The following is a 19521-nucleotide window of genomic DNA, read 5'->3' as shown; positions in this document are numbered from 1 at the left end:
AACGCAAGGATAACCACCCGGAAATGACTGTTCGACGGGCGCTCTGGCTGCGGGCTTGCGCTATCTTCTGCATAACAAAACGCTTCCCGGTCGTCCGGACATCGTTTTCCCGTCCAAACGGATCGCCGTCCTCGTCCACGGCTGCGTCTGGCACGGCGACCAAGGCTGTCCGAGGCATCGCCTCCCCAAAAGTCTGGGTTGAATGGTGAACGGCGAAGATCAACCGTATCAAAGAGCGTGACGTTGAAGTGCGTTCCGCTATGACCGCCTCTGGGTGGACGGCCGTGGTGATCTGGGAGTGCAATGTCGGGAGTAAAGCCAGACAGGTTGATTTGGTGGCCGCGATCAAGGCAATTTTCCCGGGGCGGCGACGCGAGGGATGACGCCATTGACTTCGCCGATTCCGCTGAGAGGAATGGAAAGTATCAGCATGACTGCGAAACCAGCCCCCGCCTTGGAATTGGATCCAACGAACGCCTCGTCCTGGTTGGAAGGCGAACATGAGATCCGTCGGATCGACCTCGGAAAATCCATTCGGAATATTAAGTTGTACAGCACTGTATGGGTGATTCTGGAGGAAATTTGTCGGCAGGAGAGCCTGAGCCTGGATGAGATGTTCGAAGCGCTCGCGGATCGCTGCCGGTCCACCCGCGCCAAGGCCCTGGGTAGAGCCGCCGAGGTGTTCATCGTCTCCTACAACCGGCTGGCCGTCGCGCCTCCCGAACGTGTCGAGAACATTCAAGACGAGGCGAAGGCGGAGCCGACGTCCATCACCCCAGCGCCTCCAAACATGAACTGACCGAGCGGGATCAGCGCCGGAGCCGATTGAAGCGCTCCTTGAGAATGACGCTCGTATGAACCCTGAGCACACCCTTGATGATTTCGATCTGGTTTCGGACATCGTTCAATTCCTCAAGACTTCCTGTCTCCACGGTCAAGATCATGTCGATCTCTCCACCAATGGACTGGCTGAGTTTAACCTGCGGAATCTTCTCGACATCCTTCGCGACCTTTTCGCAGATGGGTCCTGTCAGGTAGAGAAACATATAAGCTGATACAATTGGTTTCAGCATCGCGCCGCCACGGCGGATCGTGAACCCGGCAATCACCCCGGTACTGATCAGACGTTGCATTCGGGCGTAGACCGCGCTGCGGGAAAGCTGGGCCTTGCGGGCCAATTCCTGGACGGATTGCCGACCGTCCGCCTCCAGATGGCACAGAATCAGCTCATCCATTGCATCCACGTCTAAAGGATGTTTAACCACCAATTTGCACCCCTTTGTATGCGTCATCCCGACGAAATGACGTTACCGCTGGACGCATTGATCGGTCAAACTGGACGATCAGATTTGTACTGTCCTCGTCACCACCACCAAGACGAGGATAGTCCGCGATGTCTGGTCATGCCGTCCGCCGACGCAATTCGGATCCGTACACCGATCTGAATGGTCTGGCGGCTTCGTTTTCCGCCCACCCCCTGTTCGGCCAGCCGCTGTCGTTTCACAGCGACGACAACCCGTTCCACCGGCCGCTCCGCCCGCAGGACGCCCCGACCATTGACTTGACGGCCAAGCTCGACCGGTCGCGGGTCGCCTGCAACGCGGCCCTGTTCGGGCAGCGTCTGCTCACCACGGTCTATGAGGCGGAATTGCTGTTCCTGCCGGAAACCATGGACCGGCACCGGCGCGACGCGTTCGCGAGCTTCTATGACGACGATCTGAAATGTCTCGGCGAACAGATGCGTCCGGGCCTGGAGCGCCAGTTGTTCGGCTTTCTCGACGCCGAAATCGACATCACCGGCAACTGGAGCCTGGGGACGTTCCGCGCATACGCGGAACACGCCTTGGCCCAGGCCAACATCGGTGAGAGCGCGGTCGTACGCGCCATTCTCAACGCGCGCAATCCGGCGGCGCTCGCTGATGAGTTCCTGGTGCAACTGGCGTCCGATTTCATCACAGAGGCGTCGGCCATGGCGCGCAACGTCCTGGGCAACTACGGACCGGCGCAATCAGGGCTGTTCACGATTCTGATCGACGAATACGGCTATGGGGTGCCGGCGTCGAAGCACTCCACGATCTTCGAAACCACATTGAAGAGCCGTGGCCTCGATCATCGGGCGCACGCCTACTGGCAATATTTCCTGCCCTCGTCGCTGGCGCTGGTGAACTACTTTCACCTCGTCTCGCGCAATCACAAGCATATCGGTCGCTATGTCGGCGCGCTGCTCTACACCGAGGCGACGCTTGCCGAGGCAAATCGTCAGCAGTCCGAAATGCTGCGTCATATCTTCGGCGACGACGTGGACACCCGCTATTTTGACGAGCACCAGCAAATCGACGTCCACCACGGACGCATGGCGATGGAACGCGTCATCGTACCGCTGGTCGAGCGGTGCGGGGAGTGGATTCTGCCGGACATCGTGCGTGGCTTCGAGGAGTTCAAACTGCTGCAGACGCTCGCCGACCGGGACCTGATCGAGCAACTCACCTTCGCCGACCGGCTGTTCAAGGCGCCCATGGCCGGCGATTACTGCGCCGCGCATCCAGACGTCTGGACTGGCCCGAACATTCTGACGTTCACCGAGCCGAAGGGTGAAATCTCGGTGCCGCACATCCACGACGAGCCTGAGTTGTTCGAGATCACCGAAGGCGCCGTCGAGTTCACCGTCGGCCCACGGCATTCGATCGAACTCGTGGCGGGACAAGCCATCGTCATCCCCGGCGGTCGTCTGCACGGCACCAGGGTGCTGTCCGACACCTGCACCTACCGCATCCGCAAAGCCGCCGGCCTGGGGCTGGTGGCATGAGAGTCGTTGAATTTGATCGGACGCAGCACAACGGCGTGCTGGCGGGCGAAGTCCACTACTTCCTGCTCGCCCATGAGGGGCACAAGCCGTTGCTGTGCGGTGGCAAATGTCCGCACCGCGGTGGTCCGCTGTTCCTGGGCGCCGGCAACCATAAGACCGGGTCGGTCAAGTGTCCGTGGCACGAGACGACCTTCCCGCGAGCGACCCTCGAAAAGCAAAGCGTTCCCGCCGTGATGATCGGCGACCGTGTGACCGCCGTGTTCGACCTCCCCGACGACGCTGTTCTGGCTCCCTACCATCACGAGAGGATCATCGCCAATGAGCGCTCCTAATTCGAACGCCCTGCGACCGACCATCGGCCTTTTCGGCGCGGTGACGCTGGCAATCGGCATCGTCGTCGGCGCCGGGATGCTGGCGCTTCCCGGGCTGGTCTACCAGCAGGCTGGAGGGTGGGCGCTCTGGTCGTGGTGCCTGGACGCGGTGATCGTCGCCCCGCTCCTGGTGGTCTTCGCCAGTCTGGGCCGGCGTTTTCCGTCCGCTGGCGGCGTGTCGGGTTTCGTGGCGGAGGCCTTCCCTGGGGCGGCCATCGGCACCTCCTACCTGCTGCTGGGCACCTTTGCGCTGGGCATCCCGGCCATCGCGCTGACCGGGGCCACCTACATCGTCCAGGGTTTCGGGATCGACTCCGTCACCGCGCCGATGCTGACCGCCGCAGTGGGCGCGCTCCTTCTCGCCACAGGCCTCCTCGCCACCTGGGCTGGCGCGAAGGTCGCTGGCCGGCTCCAGGACATCGTGGTCATGGTGCTGGTCGGCTGTCTGGTTTTGGTGGCTTTGGGAGCGGCGCCGCGTTGGGAAGCGATCAACTTCGGCGCGGGCTCGCCCTCGCTGTCTGGTGTGTGGAGCGGTGCGGCTCTGGCTTTCTTCGCCTTCACGGGTTGGGAGATGTTGGCCTTCACGGCCGAGGAATTCAAGAACCCCAAGCGCGACTTTCCGATCGCCGTGATCCTCAGCTTCCTGATCGTGACCGGGCTTTACCTCGGCATTTCGGCGGCGGTGCAGGCCCTGGTGCCGCTCGACAGCCCGAGGCTCGCGGGTGCGCCATTCCTCGCGGTGGTGGAGAGTTTGGCCGGTGGCCGTGCGCCGGGTGCGGCCGTCGCGGTTCTGGTGACGGGCATCATCGTGGTGAACCTGAACGGGGCGTGTTGGGCGGCGTCGCGCCTGCTGTTCGACATCGGCCGTCGCGGGTGGGCGCCGGCATCCCTCCGTCTTGGCGCCGTAAATGGAAGTGGCACACCGCGGGCTGCGGTCGGCGGGATAACGCTGATGTTCGGGGTGGTGTTGATCGCGCAAGCCATGGGTATCGTCTCGCTGGAGACGCTGCTGATGACGGCGGGGCAGAACTTCTTCCTGCTGTATCTCGCCAGTGTCGCCGTCTATGTGGCTCTCGGGCGCGATGCCGTAAGCCGGATTTTTGGTGGTTTGGCCGTCGTCGGATGCTTGGTGTTCGCCAAGGCATATGGCTGGGGGCTTGCCTACGCGGTGATCGTGTTCAGCATCCCCTATCTCGCGAAAGGGATCATCCGCCGCGCCCAATCTATCAGCGCCGACACTCCAACCGGCACCTGACGGCGCGCTGGATCGTCACCGAGGCGGTCACAAACCGCCACGGCGCCAACCAGCGGCCTTCTCGCCAACCGAATGGGTCGAACCATGAACGAAAAGATGTCAACCGCATCCGGCGATGGCGAAGGAGCTGGACGGAAAACGCGCGGTCGGGAGAGCAAATTATCCCTCCCAGCCGGAAAGCCTCTGTCGCCGATGATGGAGGCGGCGCTTGGACAGGTGCGCCAGGATTTCGATATCACCCCAGGGCGCTGTATAAAGATCGACGGTCGGCGCACCTCGATTCGTCTCCAGGATCCGCTCTGGGATGCGCTGAAGGACATTTCCAAGCGGGAGGGACGTGGCATCGACAGCCTGTGCACCGAGGTCGCCCGAATGCGTCCGAAGGGTTTGACAGTCAGCGGCGCGGTTCGGCTGTTCATCACGCGCTATTTCCGCGAGGCCGCCGGTTCTGTAAAGACCGAATGACGTTTTGGTCCATCCGCATTCCCGACACCGCTGGCGAAACGCGGGGGCACGCCAACTATTGGGCCAGCGGGGTGCCGACGCTGCTGGCCAGAGGCGGCGGTTGGCGATGATCGTGAGAGACGGGGACAAGCCCCCCTACCAGCCGCACCAAGGCTCTTGCCAGGGGGCCACAGTTTCGCGGCGCGCGAAGCCGAAGCCGACCAACAGGTCGCCAAGGTCGCGACCGTCGTCCAGGAGGACACGGCCTGCCAGCACACCGGGCTCGTGGTCCGGAGCAATGTCGGTGATCGAGGCCGACTTGAACTGGATCAGGAAGCGGACGCCGCGCGCCATCGCGGCGGCGCGCTCACGTTCGTCGGAGCATTCTGCCCGCCCACCCGGCTTCGGTGTCTCAATCCCCCGGAGCTTCCAGCGCAGCGGCCACGCCGTGCCTCCGATGATGGCGGTGGCGGCGATTTGGCCGTTCTCCTGCACTAGGAAGGCCCGAAACGGATGCGGACCGTTACCGGCGTCCCGCATCCAGTTCGGCATGCCGTCCGCCGACGCCGGTGTAATCGCCAGGGTGGCGAGCAACCCGAGAGCGATTCCGAGGCTGATTCGTGAGGGGTTCAACATGCCGATCAGCCCGCGGTTGGCTGGGCGTGAGTCTTGCGGTAATGCTCGATCATCGCTGGGGAGACATCGTCCGCAAAGCAGAGCGGTTTCTGGCCACCCGGTCGGCTGTAGGCGCTGTTGCCGCCGCAACGCCGTCCATTTCGCATGGTGCTGAAGGGGCATGGGCAGTTGCCGGCATAGCCCCTGATGGATTCCGCGATCATGCGGGAGCGGATGTCGTCGTTAGACAGCGAGAGATCTCGGGCACCGGCCACACCCGCCACCCCGAGCCCGAGAATCGCAGCTAGAAAACTGTACCCAATCGCCCGCATCTCGGCTTCCCCTCTGCCACGCTCCCAAAATTGCGCGCAAATGGAGAGACGGTCAATATCATGCACAATCTTTTGACTCCGCCTTCATCGACCTCGTTACCGGTGGCGACGTGTCATGGCCCTGTTTGGCGAAGCGGGCGACAATGGTTGGGAAATGGAGGATCCGGCAGCGGAACGGATATCCTGTGGTGCCGGAGCTGATAGGAGAAGGATCAGCCGGAGCTCTTGGTTTGTGGGATGACCCGTTGGACTGGCGGACCGATTCGCAGAGCTCCATTGTTTAAAAATAGCGATAGCTTCTTCCAACGAGACCGTCGCAAACCTGGGGGGCCTTCACGCTGCAAGGCGGAAGGGTCGGTAGGCGTATGGCTCGGCGGCGGCGTGATCGGCGGCGAATGTCCCGTTCATTCCTGTGGTGCGTACTGGAGTTTCCCTTTGTCGGAGAACCGCCTCGAAAGGCACCATGCCGCCCAGGTAGTCTGACAAATTTTTCTCAGACTCGTGAACGCCGCCTATTTTAACAACACCTACCTGTTCAGATTCATCAAAATTGTCCCAACGGCTGAGGTGGAACCACTTTATTATGCCAATTGGCAAGTCTCTCCAACAGTCGCAGCTCATGAGAAAACTCTGTCGATAATCGAGGGGGGGTTAATCTGCGCTCTCCCATCGCTACCAAAGGGAGCGTCAGCGTGAACGTTCTGTCGAGAGGGGGCGATGGACAGCGGGATCGAATTGCGCCATCTCCGGTACGCCATCGCGGCGGCGGAACAAGGGAGCTTCCGCCGCGCGGCAGCGATCCTGGGAATCCAGGTTTCGGCCCTGAGCCGTTGCATCCGTGATTTGGAGGACAGGATCGGCGCCTCCCTGTTCAATCGGCGTTCCCATGGTGTGCAGCTCACCTTCGCGGGAAAGAGATTCATCCAGCGGGCAAGTCGGTTGATGACCGACCTCAATGAGGCGTTGCACGAAGCCGAGGTTGCGGGTGCCGGGCGGGAGGGAATCCTGCGCATTGGGGTGCTGTCGTCGCTGACCTGCGCGTTTCCGGCGATGCTGATCAATGTCCATCGGGCGATTTATGCCGATGTGGAAACCGTTTATGCCGAGGCGAGCACGGTCGACCATATTCTCGCCATCCGCCAGAATCGGCTCGACATCGCTTTTCTGGCTCACGCCGTTGAGGGCGAGGGGTGTGACAGCGCTCGCTTATGGAGCGAGCGGGTCTTCGTCGCCATGGCGGCGAACAATCCTCTTTGCCACCGGGAGAGCGTTGAATGGGGGGATCTCGACGGGCGGCGTCTGATCTTCAGCGCGACGCCTCCAGGGCCGGAGCTTCAACAGTTTGTGACGAAGCGGCTCATGGGTCTTGGCGTCCAGGCGAACGTCGCTCTGTTGGCGGTTTACCGGGACACGGTGATGCATGTGGTGGCGGGCGGCGCGGATGTGACGGTGGTGGGCGAGGCGCGGGCGACCGAGCCGTTTCGTGGGGTGGTGTACCGACCGATCCGTGGTGAAAGCCTGTTCTTTCATGCCGTGTGGCTGCCCGAGAACGACAATCCCGCCTTGCGGCGTTTCCTCAGTCTGGCCAGGGTGCTGGCGAAACCTTGCGCAGACTGCGTGGCCCGGATGGATCGCCTGGAAATCCAAGGAAATGAAATACTTGAAGCGGGTGCTGCAAGCCATGATCGGGATGCCTCGCTGAGGGAACGCTTGGGCCGGATCCTGTCGAAACGCTGCGTCGATTGCCTGTTGCGCAATGTCCCGATGGATTGAGGTTGCGGTCTACGACCCACCCGGAGAATCGAGCGGGCCAACCTTTTTGCGGCGGGCCTTGGCGAACGCCCGGTCTGTCGCCATGAAGCGCTGGATCATCGGGACGATCAGCGTCGCCGGTTCCGGCCCTGCCGCTTGTCCGCCCTCCCGGCGGATCGCCTCGGCGTAAGCGGCGAGGTCGCGGAACACCGCCGCTGGCATCGCGATGGTCAGTTTCACCGGCTTGTCGTCGGGGATGACGGTCAGCTTCAGCCTGTCCATGGGTCAGCCTCCATAGGGTTCCAAAACGAGATCGCGGGTGACGATGACGCGAACGGGGAAGCCCGGTCGGATGGTCAGGGTCGGTTGGATGTTGAGCTGGCGCCGCACGATCTGTTGGCCGGTCTGGCTGACGCTGTTGGAGGCCCCCTGGCGCAAGGCGCGGACGATGGCGTCGTCCTGGCCGGAGGATCCGGCTTCGGCGCCAACGCTCAGCAGGGTGGAGAGCAACGCGCCGTTGAGCAGCGCCCCCCAATGGTGATCGACACCGTCCTCCAGCCCGGCATAGCCCTGCGGGTCGGCGCCGGGCTGGCGCTCCAGCACGATGGATTTGCCGTTTGGCAGGATGAGGCGGGTCCACACCAGCAGAATTCGGCTTTGGCCGACGTCCACGGAGCTGTCGTATTGGCCGATCAGCCGCGCGCCTTGGGGAATCAAAAGATGTCGACCGGTTGGGCTGTCATAGACCGCTTCGGTCACCTGGGCGATGATCGGGCCGGGCAGATCGGAGCGGATGCCGGTGATCAGGGCGGCTGGAATGACGGCCCCGGCTTGCAGCGCATAGGGTGACGCCGGATCGGCGAGGCGGTCGGGCGCGACGGCGCGGCGGTCGACGCCGCCAGTGACGAAAGCCAGCTTGCGGTCCTGCATGGTCTGGGAGATGTCCGCCTCGACGGGAGGCGTGCCGTTTGTCTTGACGGTTTCCGTGTCGACGGCTCGTGGCGGGGTGGCGGCGTTTTCCCGTCTCTGGCCGGTCTGGGCGAACAGGCGGCTGACGCGGGCCGCCTCGGTCTCTTGGGCCAGGCGTTGCTCGATTGGGGAGAGGCCTTGCGTTGGAACGCTCACCAGCTTGCCCTGGTTCTGAGCGTTCAGGATCGGCTTGCCGAGATCGCCGGGCAGGGCCGGTCCCAACCTCGGCACGGTGGCGTAATCCTGCGGCAGCCCGGCCAAGCCTTCCGCCGCAGGTCGGCCCTGCGCTCCCAGCAGGTCCGGCGATGGTCCGGCGTTCTTTCGGCTTTGCAGGCCGTACCCCAGCGTGGCGGCGACCGCCAGGGCGGAGATCCCGCCCAGCACGACCAGCGCACGGCGCGACAGCCGGGTCACGCGGGGATGTTCGGCGCGCAGGCGCAGGTTTGGTTCCGCCGTCGGCGCTTGCGGCGCGGGGGGAGCCGGATCGGCGGTTGGCGTGGTCATGGCCGCCTTCCATCAATGCGGCGGATGCGGACGCGGCGCTGGCTGTTTTCGTCGCCCATGCGCAGTTCGGCGGCAGCGAACAGGCGGTCGACGATCATGTGGTGGCCCCGGACCCGGTAATTCACCAGCTCCGGGCCGCCAGCCGGACCGACCACGAACAGGGGCGGCATCTCGCCCTGGGCGACGCCGGAGGGGAACTCGATGTAGACCTTCGCTCCGTCGTCGAAGGCGCGCAGCGGCTTCCATGGCGCGTCGTCGCCATCGATCACGTAGCGGAAATTGAGCGAGGCGATGTCGACGCCCGACGCGATCGGTTGTCGGGCGTCCGCCTCCTTGTTCGGGCGGCGCAGGGCGATGAGTTGATCCTCGGGATACTGCCAGGACACCGAGGCCATGTAGGTGGCGGCGGTGGCGCGCAGCTCCAGATGGTAGGTGCGGCGGTCGGTGTTGATGACGAGGTTGGTCTGGATGTCGGGCCGTGTCGGCTTGACCAGGATGTGGAGTCTTGTCGCGGCCCCGGCGCCGCTCTCGGTGTCGCCGATGATCCAGCGCACGGTGTCGCCGGCGGCGACAGGCCCGGCCCCCGCCAACCGCTCTCCCTCCTGCAAGGCGATGTCGGTGATCCGGCCGGGGGCGGCGTAGACTTGGTAGAGGGCGCCGCTGGAATAGGGGTAGACCTGGATCGCGTTGATGAAGCCGTCGCGGACCGGCTGAACACGGGCGGCGGCGTTGGCCTGCTCGACGCGGATGGCTGGGGTTCCGGGTTCCGGTGGGGCTGCGCCGCTGGGAACCCGCTTCAGTTGGCCGGGCAAGGGCAGGTGTTCCGGGATTGGAACCAGGGTGACGGGCGGCGGCGGATCCAGGATCGCTGCCGCTGGGGTGGCGTCGTCGTAACGGATGTCCGGCGGCGGCGCCGTTCCGGCGCACGCGGCGAGCAGCAGGCCGGGCAGCAGCAGGACAGGCAAGCCGACAGCGCGGACAGGGATCATGGTCCCAACTCCTTCGACCAGTTGATGGCGGTGACAAAGACGCCGAGCGGATTCTTGCGCAGCCGGTCGGCGTCTTGCGGGGGTTGGATCAGCACCGACAGGATCGCCGACCAGCGGGTGGTGTCGGCCAAGGCCCCGTCCTGATAGCGGCGCTGCGTCCAGGCGACGCGAAAGCTGGTGGGGGAGGCGCGGATGACGCTGGAGACGTCGACGGCGATCTGCTGGCGGCCGACCTTGGCGAAGGGGTCCTCGGCGCGGGCGTATTCGTTCAAGGCGGCGGCGCCGGCGGCGTTGGTGAAATCATAGGCGCGCAGCCAGTTCTGGCGGACGATCACGGGGTCCGCCGGGATGCTGCGCACCTCGTCGATGAAACGGGCCAGATGCCAGGCGATCTGCGGATCGGTGGGGTGGTAATCGGCCTCGGCGGGAGCGACCGCCTGAGCCTCCCCCAGCGTGTCGACCTGGACCACCCAGGGAACCACGCTGCCGCGCGCGGACTGCCAGATCAGCCCACCGGCCAACCCGGCGGCAAGCGACAGGCAGCCGAAGGCCATCAGCCGCCAGTTCCGGGCCTGGACCCGGGCCGAGCCGATGCGCTCGTCCCAGGCCTGGGCGGCCTTCTGGTAGGGGGTTTCAGGTTCGGGGGTGCGACCGTAGCGCGCCGAGGCGCGATGGAAGGGCGTCATCAGCGGTCCCTTTCGGAGAGATCGACGGAATGACCACCGCCGCCGCTGTCGCCGGAGCGGATGGCGTGCGCGACGGCGGAAGCGCCATGGCTCATGGTCTGGCTGCGTCGCAGGCGTTTGGCCCAGTCCGGCGGGGATGTGGCCGTGTCGGGGGCGGACGTGGCGTTGGCGCCGTCAGCGTCGGCGACGGCGCCCATGGTCGAACCGCCGCCGGTGGTGGCGACGGCGGAACGGGCGCCCGCCTGATGCTGCTCTTTCAGGCTGTCGGCGGCGCTCTTCACCGCGTGTTTGATCGGAGCGGCGGCGGCCTGTCCAGCGGCCTTGCCAACCCCGGCCAGACCGGAGGCCACCCCGGCCACGCCCGATTGTCCGGCGGACCCGAGAGCGTAAGCGCTGGAGGCCGCGCCCACCGTTCGGGCGGCGCCTTGCGCGGCGGCGGCGGTGGCGCGACCGGCGCCAGCCAGGGCGGCTCCCCCTCCCGCGACGGTGGCGGTGGCTCCGGCGGCGACCCCGGCCACGGCGAGGCCAGCGCCGACAGCCGCCCCGGCCCCAAGCTGCGGCGCGCCGGAGACCAGGCCGGTGGCGATGCCGGGGCCGAAGATCCCCAAACCCAGCATGGCCAGGGCGGCCAGAACCACGGACAGCGCCTGTTCGATGGTCGGCTGGCTGGAGCCATAGCCCGCGGTGAATTGGCCGAACAGGCCGGTTCCGATGCCGACGATCACCGCCAGCACCATCACCTTGACGCCCGAGGCGACGATGTTGCCCAGCACTTTCTCGGCGAGGAACGCCGTCTTGCCGAACAGGGCGAAGGGGATCAGCACGAAGCCGGCCAGCGTGGTCAGCTTGAATTCGATCAGGGTGACGAAGAGCTGGACGGCGAGGAAGAAAAAGGCGACCAGAACGATCAGCCAGGACACCATCAAGACGGCGATCTGGACGAAGTTGGCGAAAAAGGCGGTGACGCCCATCATGGTGCTGGCCGCGTCCAGCAGCGGCTGGGCGGCGTCCAGCCCGACCTGGGCGAGGCGGCCGGGCCGAAGAAACTCGGCGGCGCCGATCGAGGAGCCGCCAGCCAGCAGGCCGAGACCGGCGAAGCTGTTGAACAGCAGCTTGGCGAGGCCGTTGAAGTTGCTGATGAGATAGGCGAAGAAGCCGATGGAGAGGGTTTTCCTGACGAGGCGTTGAACGATGTCCTCGTCGGCGCCCCAGGCCCAGAACAGCGCCGCCAGCGTGATGTCGAGAGCGATCAGCGTCGACGACAGAGAGGCCATCTCCCCCTTCAGCAAACCGAAGCCGCTGTCGATGTGGGTGGTGAAGGTGGCGAGGAAGAGGTCGATGACGCCGACGTTGTTCATCGCGGGTCACTCCCCGAACATGGTCACGGCGTGGGGGACGTAGCCGCTGCGGGTGGAGAATCGCCGGTACTGGACTTGGCCCTGGGATTCGGCGCTGGCGGTCCGCGCCTGTTCCAGAGCGTCGGCGCGCGCCTTGGCCGCCAGCAGGGCGGTCAGGTCGGAGAGCTGCTGGGATTGCAGGGCGAGGAGCTGGTTTCCGGCCTGGGCGGCCTGGAGCGCGCCGCTGGCCGACTGGCTGGCTGAGACCAGCGCGGTCATGGCGTCGGTGGCGTCGTCGATGTTGCCGACCACGACGGCCTGGGTCTTCAGGGAATCCTCGAAAGCGCCGACGGAGGTCTTCCAGCGGGTCTGGGCGTCGGCGATCAGGGCGGCGTCGGAGGAAGACGGAGCGGCGGGGCCGTAGGGGCCGGAGAACGCCGTTTCGATCCGCTCGACGTCGTAGGCGATGGTCTGGGCCTGGGCGATCAGGCGCTGGGTGCGCTGGACCGAAGTCAGCAGGCCGGACAGCGTCGAGGTCGGCAGGCGTTCCAGATTCCTGGCCTGATTGGCCAGCATCTGGGCCTCGTTGGTCAGGGAGGTGATCTGGTTGTTGATCTGCTCCAGGGCGCGGGCGGCCTGGATGACGTTCTGGGCGTAGTTGCTCGGGTCGAAGACCGTCAGGGCCTGGGCGGACGACAGCGTCAGTCCGGCGGTCAGCAGCAGGACGCACGGATGGGAACGGCGCTTGGTCATGGCGCGGCCTCCAGATTGGTCAGGTCAGAGATGAGGTCGGCGGCCCAGCCGAGGCGGCGCTCGCGCAGCCAGGCGGCGGCGAAACCGTCGCGCCCATGCTCGGCGATCACCCGCTCGATGGCGGCGTGGTCGGCCTTGCCGGAGGCGGCGCAGAAGGCGAGGGCCACCGGCCCCAGACCCAGCTCGAACAGCCGGTTGCCCTGGCGCGATTGTCCGTAATAGTCGCGCTTCGGCGTCGCGCGGGCGATGATGGCGATTTGGCGGTCGTTGAGGCCGAAGCGGCGGTAGATGGCGGTGATTTGCGGCTCGATGGCGCGGTCGTTGGGCAGGAAGACGCGGGTCGGGCAGCTTTCGACGATGGCCGGGGCGATGGGGTTGTCGGCGATGTCGGAGAGCGACTGGGTGGCGAAGACGACGCTGGCGTTCTTCTTGCGCAGCGTCTTCAGCCATTCGCGGAGCTGCTGGGCGAAGGCGGGATCATCGAGGACCAGCCAGCCCTCGTCGATGATCAGCAGGGTGGGGCGACCGTCGAGCCGCCCCTCGATGCGGTGGAACAGATGGGTCAACACGGCGGGGGCCGCGCCGCCGCCGATCAGCCCTTCGGTCTCGAACGCCAGCACGGCGGCGTCGCCCAGCCGTTCGCTTTCGGCGTCGAGCAGCCGCCCGAAGGGGCCGCCGACGCAATAGGGCTGAAGGGCCTGTTTCAGGGTGGTGGATTGCAGCAGCACGGCGAGGCCGGTGAGGGTGCGCTCTTGCTCTGGGGAGGAGGCCAGGGATCCCAGCGCCGACCACAGACGCTCCTTGACGGCGGCGTCCACCGTCACCCCTTCCCGGCTGAGAATCCCGGCCACCCACGCGGCGGCCCACGCCCGTTCGGTCGGATCGTCGATGCGGGCGAGCGGCTGGAGGGCGACGCCGCCGTCGCCGCCCAAATCATGCCAGTCGCCGCCCATCCCAAGCGCGGCGGCGCGGATCGACCCGCCGAAATCGAAGGCGAAGACCTGCGATCCGGGGTAACGCCGGAACTGCAACGCCATCAAGGCCAGCAGCACCGACTTTCCGGCCCCGGTCGGGCCGACCACCAGCGTGTGGCCGACATCGCCGACATGCAGGACGAAGCGGAACGGCGTCGAACCTTCCGTCTTGGCGAAGAACAGCGGCGGGGCTTGGGCATGCTCATCCCGTTCCGGCCCAGCCCACACCGCCGACAACGGGATCATGTGGGCGAGGTTCAGGGTGCTGACCGGCGGCTGGCGGACGTTGGCGTAGACATGGCCGGGCAGCGATCCCAACCAGGCCTCCACCGCGTTCAGGGATTCGGGCATGCACGTGAAGTCGCGGCCCTGGATGACCTTCTCGACCAACCGCAGCTTTTCGGCGGCGAGACCGGAATCCTCGTCCCAGACCGTCACGGTGGCGGTGACGTAGGCCTGCCCGACATCGTCGGCGCCCAACTCCTGCAAGGCCGCGTCGGCGTCGGCGGCCTTGTTGGCGGCGTCGGAATCGACCAGGACGGCGGCCTCGTTGGTCATCACCTCCTTCAGGATGGCGGCGATGGATTTCCGTTTGGCGAACCATTGGCGGCGGATGCGGGTCAACAGCGCTGCCGCCTCGGTCTTGTCGAGCAGGATGGCGCGGGTGGACCAGCGGTAGGGAAAGGCGAGCCGGTTGAGGTCGTCGAGAATCCCCGGATGGGTGGCGGTGGGAAAACCCGTCACCGTCAGGGTGCGCAGATGGGCGGCGCCGAGCCTGGGTTCCAACCCGCCGGTCAAGGGCTGGTCGGCCAGCAGCGCGTCGAGATGCATCGGGATCTCCGGCGCCCGGACACGCTGTGTCTTGGTGGAGATGGTCGAATGCAGGTGGGTCAGGGTTTCGCCGTCGTCGAGCCAGGCCACCTCCGGCACGAAACCGTCGATCAGGCGCAGCATCCGGTCGGTGCGGTCGATGAAGCCGCGCAGCCAGTCCCACGGATCGACGCCGCGCGCCGCTTTGCCCTCAAAGAGCCAGCCTTCAGCCCGTCCGGCCTCGTCGCTTGGCGGCAACCACAGGATGGTGAGGAAACAGCGGCTCTCGAAATGCAGCCCGTCCTGCTCGAAACCGTCCCGCCGCTCCAGATCGACCAGGGCCGAGGCGGGATCGGGGAACCGGCTGTCCGGGTAGTCCGTCGCCGTCCGGCGGTCGGCCTCGACGAACAAGGCCCAACCAGAGCCAAGGCGGCGCAGGGCGTTGTTGAGGCGGGCGGTGACGCCGACCAGTTCGGACGGGGTGGCGCTGTCCAGGTCCGGCCCGCGAAAGCGCGCGGTGCGCTGAAAGCTGCCGTCCTTGTTGAGCACCACGCCCGGCGCCACCAGCGCCGCCCAGGGCAGGACATCGGCGAGACTGGCCGGACGATGGCGGTATTCGCTGAGGTTCAGCATCGCCTACACCCCGAGATGGGCCGGGTGACGGAGGTGGCGGCGGGCCACCTCGACGAATTGCGGGTCGTGTTTGGCCGCCCAGACGGCGGCGGCGTGCCCGACGACCCAGAGGATCAGGCCAGGGATCCACAGCCGCAGGCCGAGCGCGATGGCGGCGGCCAGGGTCCCGTTGGCGATGGCCACGGCGCGCGGCGCGCCGCCCAGCAGGATCGGTTCGGTCAGCGCTCGGTGGACCGGAACGTGGAAGCCGGGAACGGGATCGGCGCCGGTCATCGGACCAGCGCCCCGCCGCTGAAGGAGAAGAAGGACAGGAAGAAGCTGGAGGCGGCAAAGGCGATGGACAGGCCGAAGACGATTTGGATCAACCGCCGAAAGCCGCCCGACGTGTCGCCAAAGGCGAGCGTCAGGCCGGTGACGGTGATGATGATGACCGAGATGATCTTGGCGACCGGCCCCTGGACGGATTCGAGGATCTGTTGCAGCGGCGTCTCCCACGGCATCGACGATCCCGAGGCGTGGGCGGCGGGAGTCCAGGCCAGGGCAACAAAAGAGACGGCGGCGGCGGTCGCCAGATGGCGGCGGACGCGCAGGGCGAATCGGCTCATGGGGAGTCTCCGGTGGCGGTGAGGGACAGGACACGGTAGTCGCCGGTGAGGGGATCGAGACCGGAGACCTCGGCCAGTTCGACCAGGCGGCGGTTCCGTCCCCGACCGGCCAGAACGGCGATGAGGTCGATGGTGTCGGCGATCAGGGCGCGGGGCACGACGACCACCGCCTCTTGAATGAGCTGCTCAAGACGACGCAACGCGCCGAGGGCGGACCCGGCATGGATGGTGCCGACGCCGCCGGGATGGCCGGTGCCCCAGGCCTTCAACAGGTCGAGCGCCTCGGCCCCGCGCACCTCGCCGATGGGGATGCGGTCGGGGCGCAGACGAAGGGCGGAACGGACCAGATCGGACAACGAAACGACGCCGTCCTTGGTCCTGAGCGCCACCAGATTGGGCGACCGGCATTGCAGCTCGCGGGTGTCCTCGATCAGCACCACCCGGTCGGCGGTCTTGGCGATTTCGGCCAGAAGCGCGTTGGTCAGGGTGGTCTTGCCGGTCGATGTGCCGCCCGCCACCAGGATGTTCTTGCGGGCGGCGACCGCCCGGCGCAGGGTTTCGGCCTGCCCGGCGGTCATGACGCCGGTGGCGACATAGTCGTCCAGGGTGAACACCGCCACCGCCGGTTTGCGGATGGCGAAGCAGGGGGCCGCGACCACCGGCGGCAGCAGTCCCTCGAAGCGCTCCCCACTTTCTGGCAGTTCGGCGGAGACGCGGGGGGCGCCGGGGTGAACCTCGGCGCCGACATGATGCGCCACCAGCCGGACGATGCGCTCGCCATCGGTCGGCGGCAGGGTGGCCCCGGTGTCGGCCAGCCCGTCCGTCAACCGATCCACCCACAGCTTGCCGTCGGGGTTGAGCATCACCTCGACGACCGCCGGGTCTTCGAGGAAGGCCGCGATGGCTGATCCCAGCGCGGTGCGCAGCATGCGGGTGCTGCGGGCGAAGGCTTCGGACTGGGTGGCGGCAGGGGTCATGATCATCCCCGGTCTGGGCCGATCCCGTGAGGGTGGGATCGGTGACGAGGATGATTAGAAGAACCAGGATTCAGTCAGGCGCAACAAGGGCTTGGGCGTAGTAGGGCTTTGGCGCGCAAAGACAGGGGATTGGCGGAATTGCTGACGGTGGAGGGAGAGCGAGGGTGGGCAACGGTGAAGCCAGGAACGAACGTTAAGCTTCACCCTCGCCCCCTTGCTCATTCAGTTCCGACCCCCACCCGTCAGCATCCTCGGGAATCTCCCGCAGGAAGCTTTGGCCCTTCTGGAGCCGCCGCCCCAAGGTCTCAATGAAATTCTCGAAACGCGCCCGGCCCTTGGTCTGGGCGCTGGCCTGGGCGTCCTCGGGCAAGGGTGGGGTGACGGTCAGCCAGAAGCGGACGAACAGCGCCAGGGTTTCGGCGGTGATGCCGAGATCGCGTTCCAGCCGCTGGGCTTGACGCGACAGCCGGTCGAGGCGGCGGGTGAAGGCCGCCTCCCGCCGGTCGGCGCCGTCGGGGGAGAGGAAAGAGGCGACGGCGGCCTCGACGATGGCCGAGCGGGAGAGCTTGCGGCGGTCGGCCAGTTCGCCGATCTCGCGCAGCATGGCCGGGGGGAAAGAGACGTTCAGTCGGCTGCGCATGGGGCCTCACAGTCCTAGATCGTTGGGCCAAGATCATCGGCGGGATCGAGGGCGGCTTGGCGAACCACCCCTTGCATGCGTCGGCGCAGGGCTTGGCGCTGTCGGGCGGCGTCTTCCGGGGCGTCGTCCTGGACCAGGGCGAACTCGTTCACGGGCTTTGTGTCACGCGGTTTCGCGGCGATGTCGATAGGATCGGGAAGGTCGGGTTCGCGGCGCAGGCCGCCGTTGGCGCCGTCTTCCTCGGCTTTCTCGATTTCGGCCAACAAGCCTGGATCGGGGTTGCGCGGCGGCAGGGGCGACCAACCATCGCCCCGTGACGAGACTCCGCAAGATCGGGGATCGGGCGGAGGCAGAACGCGCTCGGCGAATCGTCGGTCTTCGTAATAGCGGGCTTTCTTCGCCCGCACCGGCGGAGCGCCGGCCACCATGACGATCTCGTCGGTGGGGGGCAATTGCATGACCTCGCCGGGGGTGAGCAAGGGCCGCGCGGTTTCGGAGCGCGACACCATCAGATGGCCCAGCCAGGGCGACAGGCGGCTGCCAGCGTAGTTCTTCATCGCCTTCATCTCGGTGGCGGCGCCCAGCGCGTCGGAGACCCGCTTGGCGGTGCGCTCGTCGTTGGTGGCGAAGCTGACCCGGACGTGGCAGTTGTCGAGGATCGCGTTGTTCGGGCCATAGGCCCGCTCGATCTGGTTGAGCGACTGGGCGATCAGGAACGCCTTGATCCCGTAGCCCGCCATGAAGGCCAGAGCGCTTTCGAAGAAATCGAGACGGCCCAGGGCGGGGAACTCGTCCAGCATCATCAGCAGGCGGTGGCGATGGTCCTTGGCGTGCAGGTCTTCGGTCAGACGGCGGCCAATCTGGTTGAGCACCAGACGGATCAGCGGCTTGGTGCGGCTGATGTCGGACGGCGGCACCACCAGATAGAGGGTGGCCGGGGCGCGGTCAGCGACCAGATCGGCGATCCGCCAGTCGCACCGCCGGGTGACGTCGGCCACCACCGGGTCACGGTAGAGGCCGAGGAACGACATGGCGGTGGACAGCACGCCGGAGCGTTCGTTGTCCGATTTGTTGAGCAATTCCCGCGCCGTCGAGGCGACCACCGGGTGCGGCCCGGCTTCGCCGAGATGGCGGGTGGTCATCATCGCCCGCAGGGTTTTCTCGATGGGGCGTTTGGGGTCGGACAGGAAGGCGGCGACACCGGCCAGAGTCTTGTCCGCCTCGGCGTAAAGGACATGCAGGATGGCGCCGACCAGCAGGGAATGGCTGGTCTTCTCCCAGTGGTTCCGCTTGTCGAGCGATCCCTCGGGATCGACCAGGACGTCGGCGACGTTCTGCACGTCGCGGACTTCCCCAGCGCCGCGCCGCACCTCCAGCAACGGGTTGTAGGCGGCGGAGCGCGGGTTGGTCGGATCGAACAGCAGCACCCGACCGTGGCGGGCGCGGAAACCGGCGGTGATCTGCCAATTCTCGCCCTTGATGTCATGGACGATGGCGGAGCCGGGCCAGGTCAGCAGGGAGGGCACCACCAAGCCGACGCCTTTGCCGGAGCGTGTGGGCGCGAAGCACAGCACATGCTCCGGCCCGTCATGGCGCAGATAAGCGCGCTCCAGCCTTCCCAGAACCAAACCGTCTCGGCCGAGAAGACCGGCGGCTTTCACCTCCTTCCGGTCGGCCCAACGGGCGGAGCCGTAGGTTTCGGCCTTTTTGATCTCACGCGCCCGCCAGACCGACATGGTGATCGCGACGATGACCGCCAGGATGCCGCCGGAAGCGGCGATGCAGCCCCCCTCGGTGAAGACATCGGGCGCGTAGGCGTCGTAGGCGTACCACCACCAATAGAAGATCGGCGGGTGATAGACTGGCCAGCCGAGCAGGGTGAACCAGGGGGAACCGAGTTCAGGCTGAAAGCCGAGCCGCCACGCCGTCCATTCGGTGGCGCCCCAGGTGGCGGCCAGCACGATCAGCAGGACGGCGATGATCTGACCCCAAAGGATCTTGGTGGCGGACATGATCGCCTCCATCACGACAGACCATGACATCGACCGAAAGAAACCGTGATTTCAAGA

Annotated in this window: 22 protein-coding genes; 7 read left to right on the top strand and 15 right to left on the bottom strand. The window is 66.1% G+C overall.

All coding sequences use genetic code 11. From position 1 onward, the window contains the following. Window positions 1–55 precede the first annotated feature (55 nt). Complete coding sequence (locus D3877_RS31000) at window positions 56–202, top strand: hypothetical protein (protein ID WP_199720724.1); 147 nt, start codon at window positions 56–58, stop codon at window positions 200–202. Window positions 203–379: 177 nt separating this feature from the next. Beyond that, window positions 380–799 (top strand): hypothetical protein, encoded by a 420-nt coding sequence (locus D3877_RS08510; protein ID WP_147395112.1) that lies wholly within the window; start codon window positions 380–382, stop codon window positions 797–799. Between the two features lie 10 nt (window positions 800–809). Here D3877_RS08510 and D3877_RS08505 read toward each other — a convergent pair whose 3' ends face one another. Continuing rightward, window positions 810–1235, bottom strand: a complete 426-nt coding sequence (locus D3877_RS08505; protein ID WP_158599814.1) for an Lrp/AsnC family transcriptional regulator — start codon at window positions 1233–1235, stop codon at window positions 810–812. A 158-nt stretch (window positions 1236–1393) separates the two neighbouring features. Between D3877_RS08505 and D3877_RS08500 the strand changes: the two genes are divergently transcribed. The 4 genes from D3877_RS08500 (at window position 1394) to D3877_RS08485 (ending at window position 4897) form a co-directional block, all read left to right on the top strand. After that, window positions 1394–2806, top strand: a complete 1413-nt coding sequence (locus tag D3877_RS08500; protein ID WP_119830199.1) for an iron-containing redox enzyme family protein — start codon at window positions 1394–1396, stop codon at window positions 2804–2806. Further along, entirely contained in the window at window positions 2803–3138 is a 336-nt protein-coding gene (locus D3877_RS08495; RefSeq protein ID WP_119830198.1) for a Rieske 2Fe-2S domain-containing protein, read from the top strand. Before D3877_RS08500 ends, D3877_RS08495 begins: the two co-directional genes overlap by 4 nt. Beyond that, entirely contained in the window at window positions 3125–4432 is a 1308-nt protein-coding gene (locus tag D3877_RS08490; protein ID WP_119830197.1) for an APC family permease, read from the top strand. Before D3877_RS08495 ends, D3877_RS08490 begins: the two co-directional genes overlap by 14 nt. 84 nt (window positions 4433–4516) lie before the next feature. Further along, window positions 4517–4897 (top strand): ribbon-helix-helix domain-containing protein, encoded by a 381-nt coding sequence (locus tag D3877_RS08485; protein WP_158599813.1) that lies wholly within the window; start codon window positions 4517–4519, stop codon window positions 4895–4897. A gap of 135 nt (window positions 4898–5032) precedes the next feature. Here D3877_RS08485 and D3877_RS08480 read toward each other — a convergent pair whose 3' ends face one another. Together D3877_RS08480 and D3877_RS08475 are read right to left on the bottom strand one after the other, a co-directional pair. Further along, window positions 5033–5470 (bottom strand): hypothetical protein, encoded by a 438-nt coding sequence (locus D3877_RS08480; RefSeq protein WP_147395111.1) that lies wholly within the window; start codon window positions 5468–5470, stop codon window positions 5033–5035. Between the two features lie 47 nt (window positions 5471–5517). After that, complete coding sequence (locus D3877_RS08475; protein ID WP_199720723.1) at window positions 5518–5889, bottom strand: hypothetical protein; 372 nt, start codon at window positions 5887–5889, stop codon at window positions 5518–5520. Between the two features lie 651 nt (window positions 5890–6540). Here D3877_RS08475 and D3877_RS08470 point away from each other — a divergent pair. Then, window positions 6541–7596 (top strand): LysR family transcriptional regulator, encoded by a 1056-nt coding sequence (locus tag D3877_RS08470; protein ID WP_119830194.1) that lies wholly within the window; start codon window positions 6541–6543, stop codon window positions 7594–7596. 9 nt (window positions 7597–7605) lie between these two features. Here the strand turns inward: D3877_RS08470 and D3877_RS08465 are convergent, their stop codons facing one another. From D3877_RS08465 to D3877_RS08410, 12 genes are all read right to left on the bottom strand, one after another. After that, window positions 7606–7857: a DUF2274 domain-containing protein gene (locus tag D3877_RS08465; protein WP_119830193.1), complete on the bottom strand. Its 252-nt coding sequence runs from the start codon at window positions 7855–7857 to the stop codon at window positions 7606–7608. A 3-nt stretch (window positions 7858–7860) separates the two neighbouring features. Further along, window positions 7861–9048, bottom strand: a complete 1188-nt coding sequence (locus D3877_RS08460; protein ID WP_119830192.1) for a TraB/TrbI/VirB10 family type IV secretion system protein — start codon at window positions 9046–9048, stop codon at window positions 7861–7863. Beyond that, window positions 9045–10037: a P-type conjugative transfer protein TrbG gene (trbG, locus tag D3877_RS08455; RefSeq protein ID WP_119830191.1), complete on the bottom strand. Its 993-nt coding sequence runs from the start codon at window positions 10035–10037 to the stop codon at window positions 9045–9047. The genes D3877_RS08460 and trbG overlap by 4 nt, the downstream gene beginning before the upstream one ends. Further along, window positions 10034–10723 carry a conjugal transfer protein TrbF gene (gene trbF / locus D3877_RS08450; protein WP_119830190.1) on the bottom strand — a complete coding sequence of 230 codons (690 nt, stop codon included), beginning with the start codon at window positions 10721–10723 and terminating at the stop codon, window positions 10034–10036. Before trbF ends, trbG begins: the two co-directional genes overlap by 4 nt. After that, entirely contained in the window at window positions 10723–12081 is a 1359-nt protein-coding gene (trbL, locus tag D3877_RS08445) for a P-type conjugative transfer protein TrbL (RefSeq protein WP_119830189.1), read from the bottom strand. The genes trbF and trbL overlap by 1 nt, the downstream gene beginning before the upstream one ends. A gap of 6 nt (window positions 12082–12087) precedes the next feature. Continuing rightward, entirely contained in the window at window positions 12088–12813 is a 726-nt protein-coding gene (trbJ, locus tag D3877_RS08440; RefSeq protein WP_119830188.1) for a P-type conjugative transfer protein TrbJ, read from the bottom strand. Then, window positions 12810–15230 carry a conjugal transfer protein TrbE gene (gene trbE / locus D3877_RS08435; protein WP_119830187.1) on the bottom strand — a complete coding sequence of 807 codons (2421 nt, stop codon included), beginning with the start codon at window positions 15228–15230 and terminating at the stop codon, window positions 12810–12812. The genes trbJ and trbE overlap by 4 nt, the downstream gene beginning before the upstream one ends. 3 nt (window positions 15231–15233) lie before the next feature. Further along, window positions 15234–15503, bottom strand: a complete 270-nt coding sequence (locus D3877_RS08430) for a VirB3 family type IV secretion system protein (protein WP_119830186.1) — start codon at window positions 15501–15503, stop codon at window positions 15234–15236. Beyond that, entirely contained in the window at window positions 15500–15835 is a 336-nt protein-coding gene (locus tag D3877_RS08425) for a TrbC/VirB2 family type IV secretion system protein (protein WP_119830185.1), read from the bottom strand. The genes D3877_RS08430 and D3877_RS08425 overlap by 4 nt, the downstream gene beginning before the upstream one ends. Further along, window positions 15832–16812 carry a P-type conjugative transfer ATPase TrbB gene (trbB, locus tag D3877_RS08420; protein WP_119830873.1) on the bottom strand — a complete coding sequence of 327 codons (981 nt, stop codon included), beginning with the start codon at window positions 16810–16812 and terminating at the stop codon, window positions 15832–15834. The genes D3877_RS08425 and trbB overlap by 4 nt, the downstream gene beginning before the upstream one ends. 193 nt (window positions 16813–17005) lie before the next feature. Then, the gene (locus D3877_RS08415; RefSeq protein WP_119830184.1) at window positions 17006–17452 is read right to left on the bottom strand and encodes a ribbon-helix-helix protein, CopG family; all 447 of its coding nucleotides are present in this window, start codon (window positions 17450–17452) and stop codon (window positions 17006–17008) included. Window positions 17453–17466: 14 nt separating this feature from the next. Further along, window positions 17467–19464, bottom strand: a complete 1998-nt coding sequence (locus D3877_RS08410; RefSeq protein ID WP_119830872.1) for a conjugal transfer protein TraG — start codon at window positions 19462–19464, stop codon at window positions 17467–17469. Between the last annotated feature and the right edge of the window lie 57 nt (window positions 19465–19521).

The organism is Azospirillum cavernae, from assembly GCF_003590795.1.
GTDB classification, from domain to species: domain Bacteria; phylum Pseudomonadota; class Alphaproteobacteria; order Azospirillales; family Azospirillaceae; genus Azospirillum; species Azospirillum cavernae.
The sequence above is the reverse complement of the archived record's forward strand: the minus strand, read 5'-3'. Positions and strand labels throughout refer to the sequence as shown.

Excerpts from the sequence above, each read along its gene's own strand:
- D3877_RS08495 (WP_119830198.1), top strand. The coding sequence starts at position 2,803 with ATGAGAGTCGTTGAATTTGATCGGACGCAGCACAACGGCGTGCTGGCG.
- trbE (WP_119830187.1), bottom strand. The coding sequence starts at position 15,230 with ATGCTGAACCTCAGCGAATACCGCCATCGTCCGGCCAGTCTCGCCGAT.
- trbL (WP_119830189.1), bottom strand. The coding sequence starts at position 12,081 with ATGAACAACGTCGGCGTCATCGACCTCTTCCTCGCCACCTTCACCACC.
- D3877_RS08470 (WP_119830194.1), top strand. The coding sequence starts at position 6,541 with ATGGACAGCGGGATCGAATTGCGCCATCTCCGGTACGCCATCGCGGCG.
- D3877_RS08490 (WP_119830197.1), top strand. The coding sequence starts at position 3,125 with ATGAGCGCTCCTAATTCGAACGCCCTGCGACCGACCATCGGCCTTTTC.
- trbF (WP_119830190.1), bottom strand. The coding sequence starts at position 10,723 with ATGACGCCCTTCCATCGCGCCTCGGCGCGCTACGGTCGCACCCCCGAA.
- D3877_RS08430 (WP_119830186.1), bottom strand. The coding sequence starts at position 15,503 with ATGACCGGCGCCGATCCCGTTCCCGGCTTCCACGTTCCGGTCCACCGA.
- D3877_RS08425 (WP_119830185.1), bottom strand. The coding sequence starts at position 15,835 with ATGAGCCGATTCGCCCTGCGCGTCCGCCGCCATCTGGCGACCGCCGCC.
- D3877_RS08460 (WP_119830192.1), bottom strand. The coding sequence starts at position 9,048 with ATGACCACGCCAACCGCCGATCCGGCTCCCCCCGCGCCGCAAGCGCCG.
- D3877_RS08415 (WP_119830184.1), bottom strand. The coding sequence starts at position 17,452 with ATGCGCAGCCGACTGAACGTCTCTTTCCCCCCGGCCATGCTGCGCGAG.
- trbB (WP_119830873.1), bottom strand. The coding sequence starts at position 16,812 with ATGACCCCTGCCGCCACCCAGTCCGAAGCCTTCGCCCGCAGCACCCGC.
- D3877_RS08510 (WP_147395112.1), top strand. The coding sequence starts at position 380 with ATGACGCCATTGACTTCGCCGATTCCGCTGAGAGGAATGGAAAGTATC.
- trbJ (WP_119830188.1), bottom strand. The coding sequence starts at position 12,813 with ATGACCAAGCGCCGTTCCCATCCGTGCGTCCTGCTGCTGACCGCCGGA.
- D3877_RS08500 (WP_119830199.1), top strand. The coding sequence starts at position 1,394 with ATGTCTGGTCATGCCGTCCGCCGACGCAATTCGGATCCGTACACCGAT.
- D3877_RS08465 (WP_119830193.1), bottom strand. The coding sequence starts at position 7,857 with ATGGACAGGCTGAAGCTGACCGTCATCCCCGACGACAAGCCGGTGAAA.
- D3877_RS08410 (WP_119830872.1), bottom strand. The coding sequence starts at position 19,464 with ATGTCCGCCACCAAGATCCTTTGGGGTCAGATCATCGCCGTCCTGCTG.
- trbG (WP_119830191.1), bottom strand. The coding sequence starts at position 10,037 with ATGATCCCTGTCCGCGCTGTCGGCTTGCCTGTCCTGCTGCTGCCCGGC.
- D3877_RS08505 (WP_158599814.1), bottom strand. The coding sequence starts at position 1,235 with ATGGATGAGCTGATTCTGTGCCATCTGGAGGCGGACGGTCGGCAATCC.
- D3877_RS08485 (WP_158599813.1), top strand. The coding sequence starts at position 4,517 with ATGAACGAAAAGATGTCAACCGCATCCGGCGATGGCGAAGGAGCTGGA.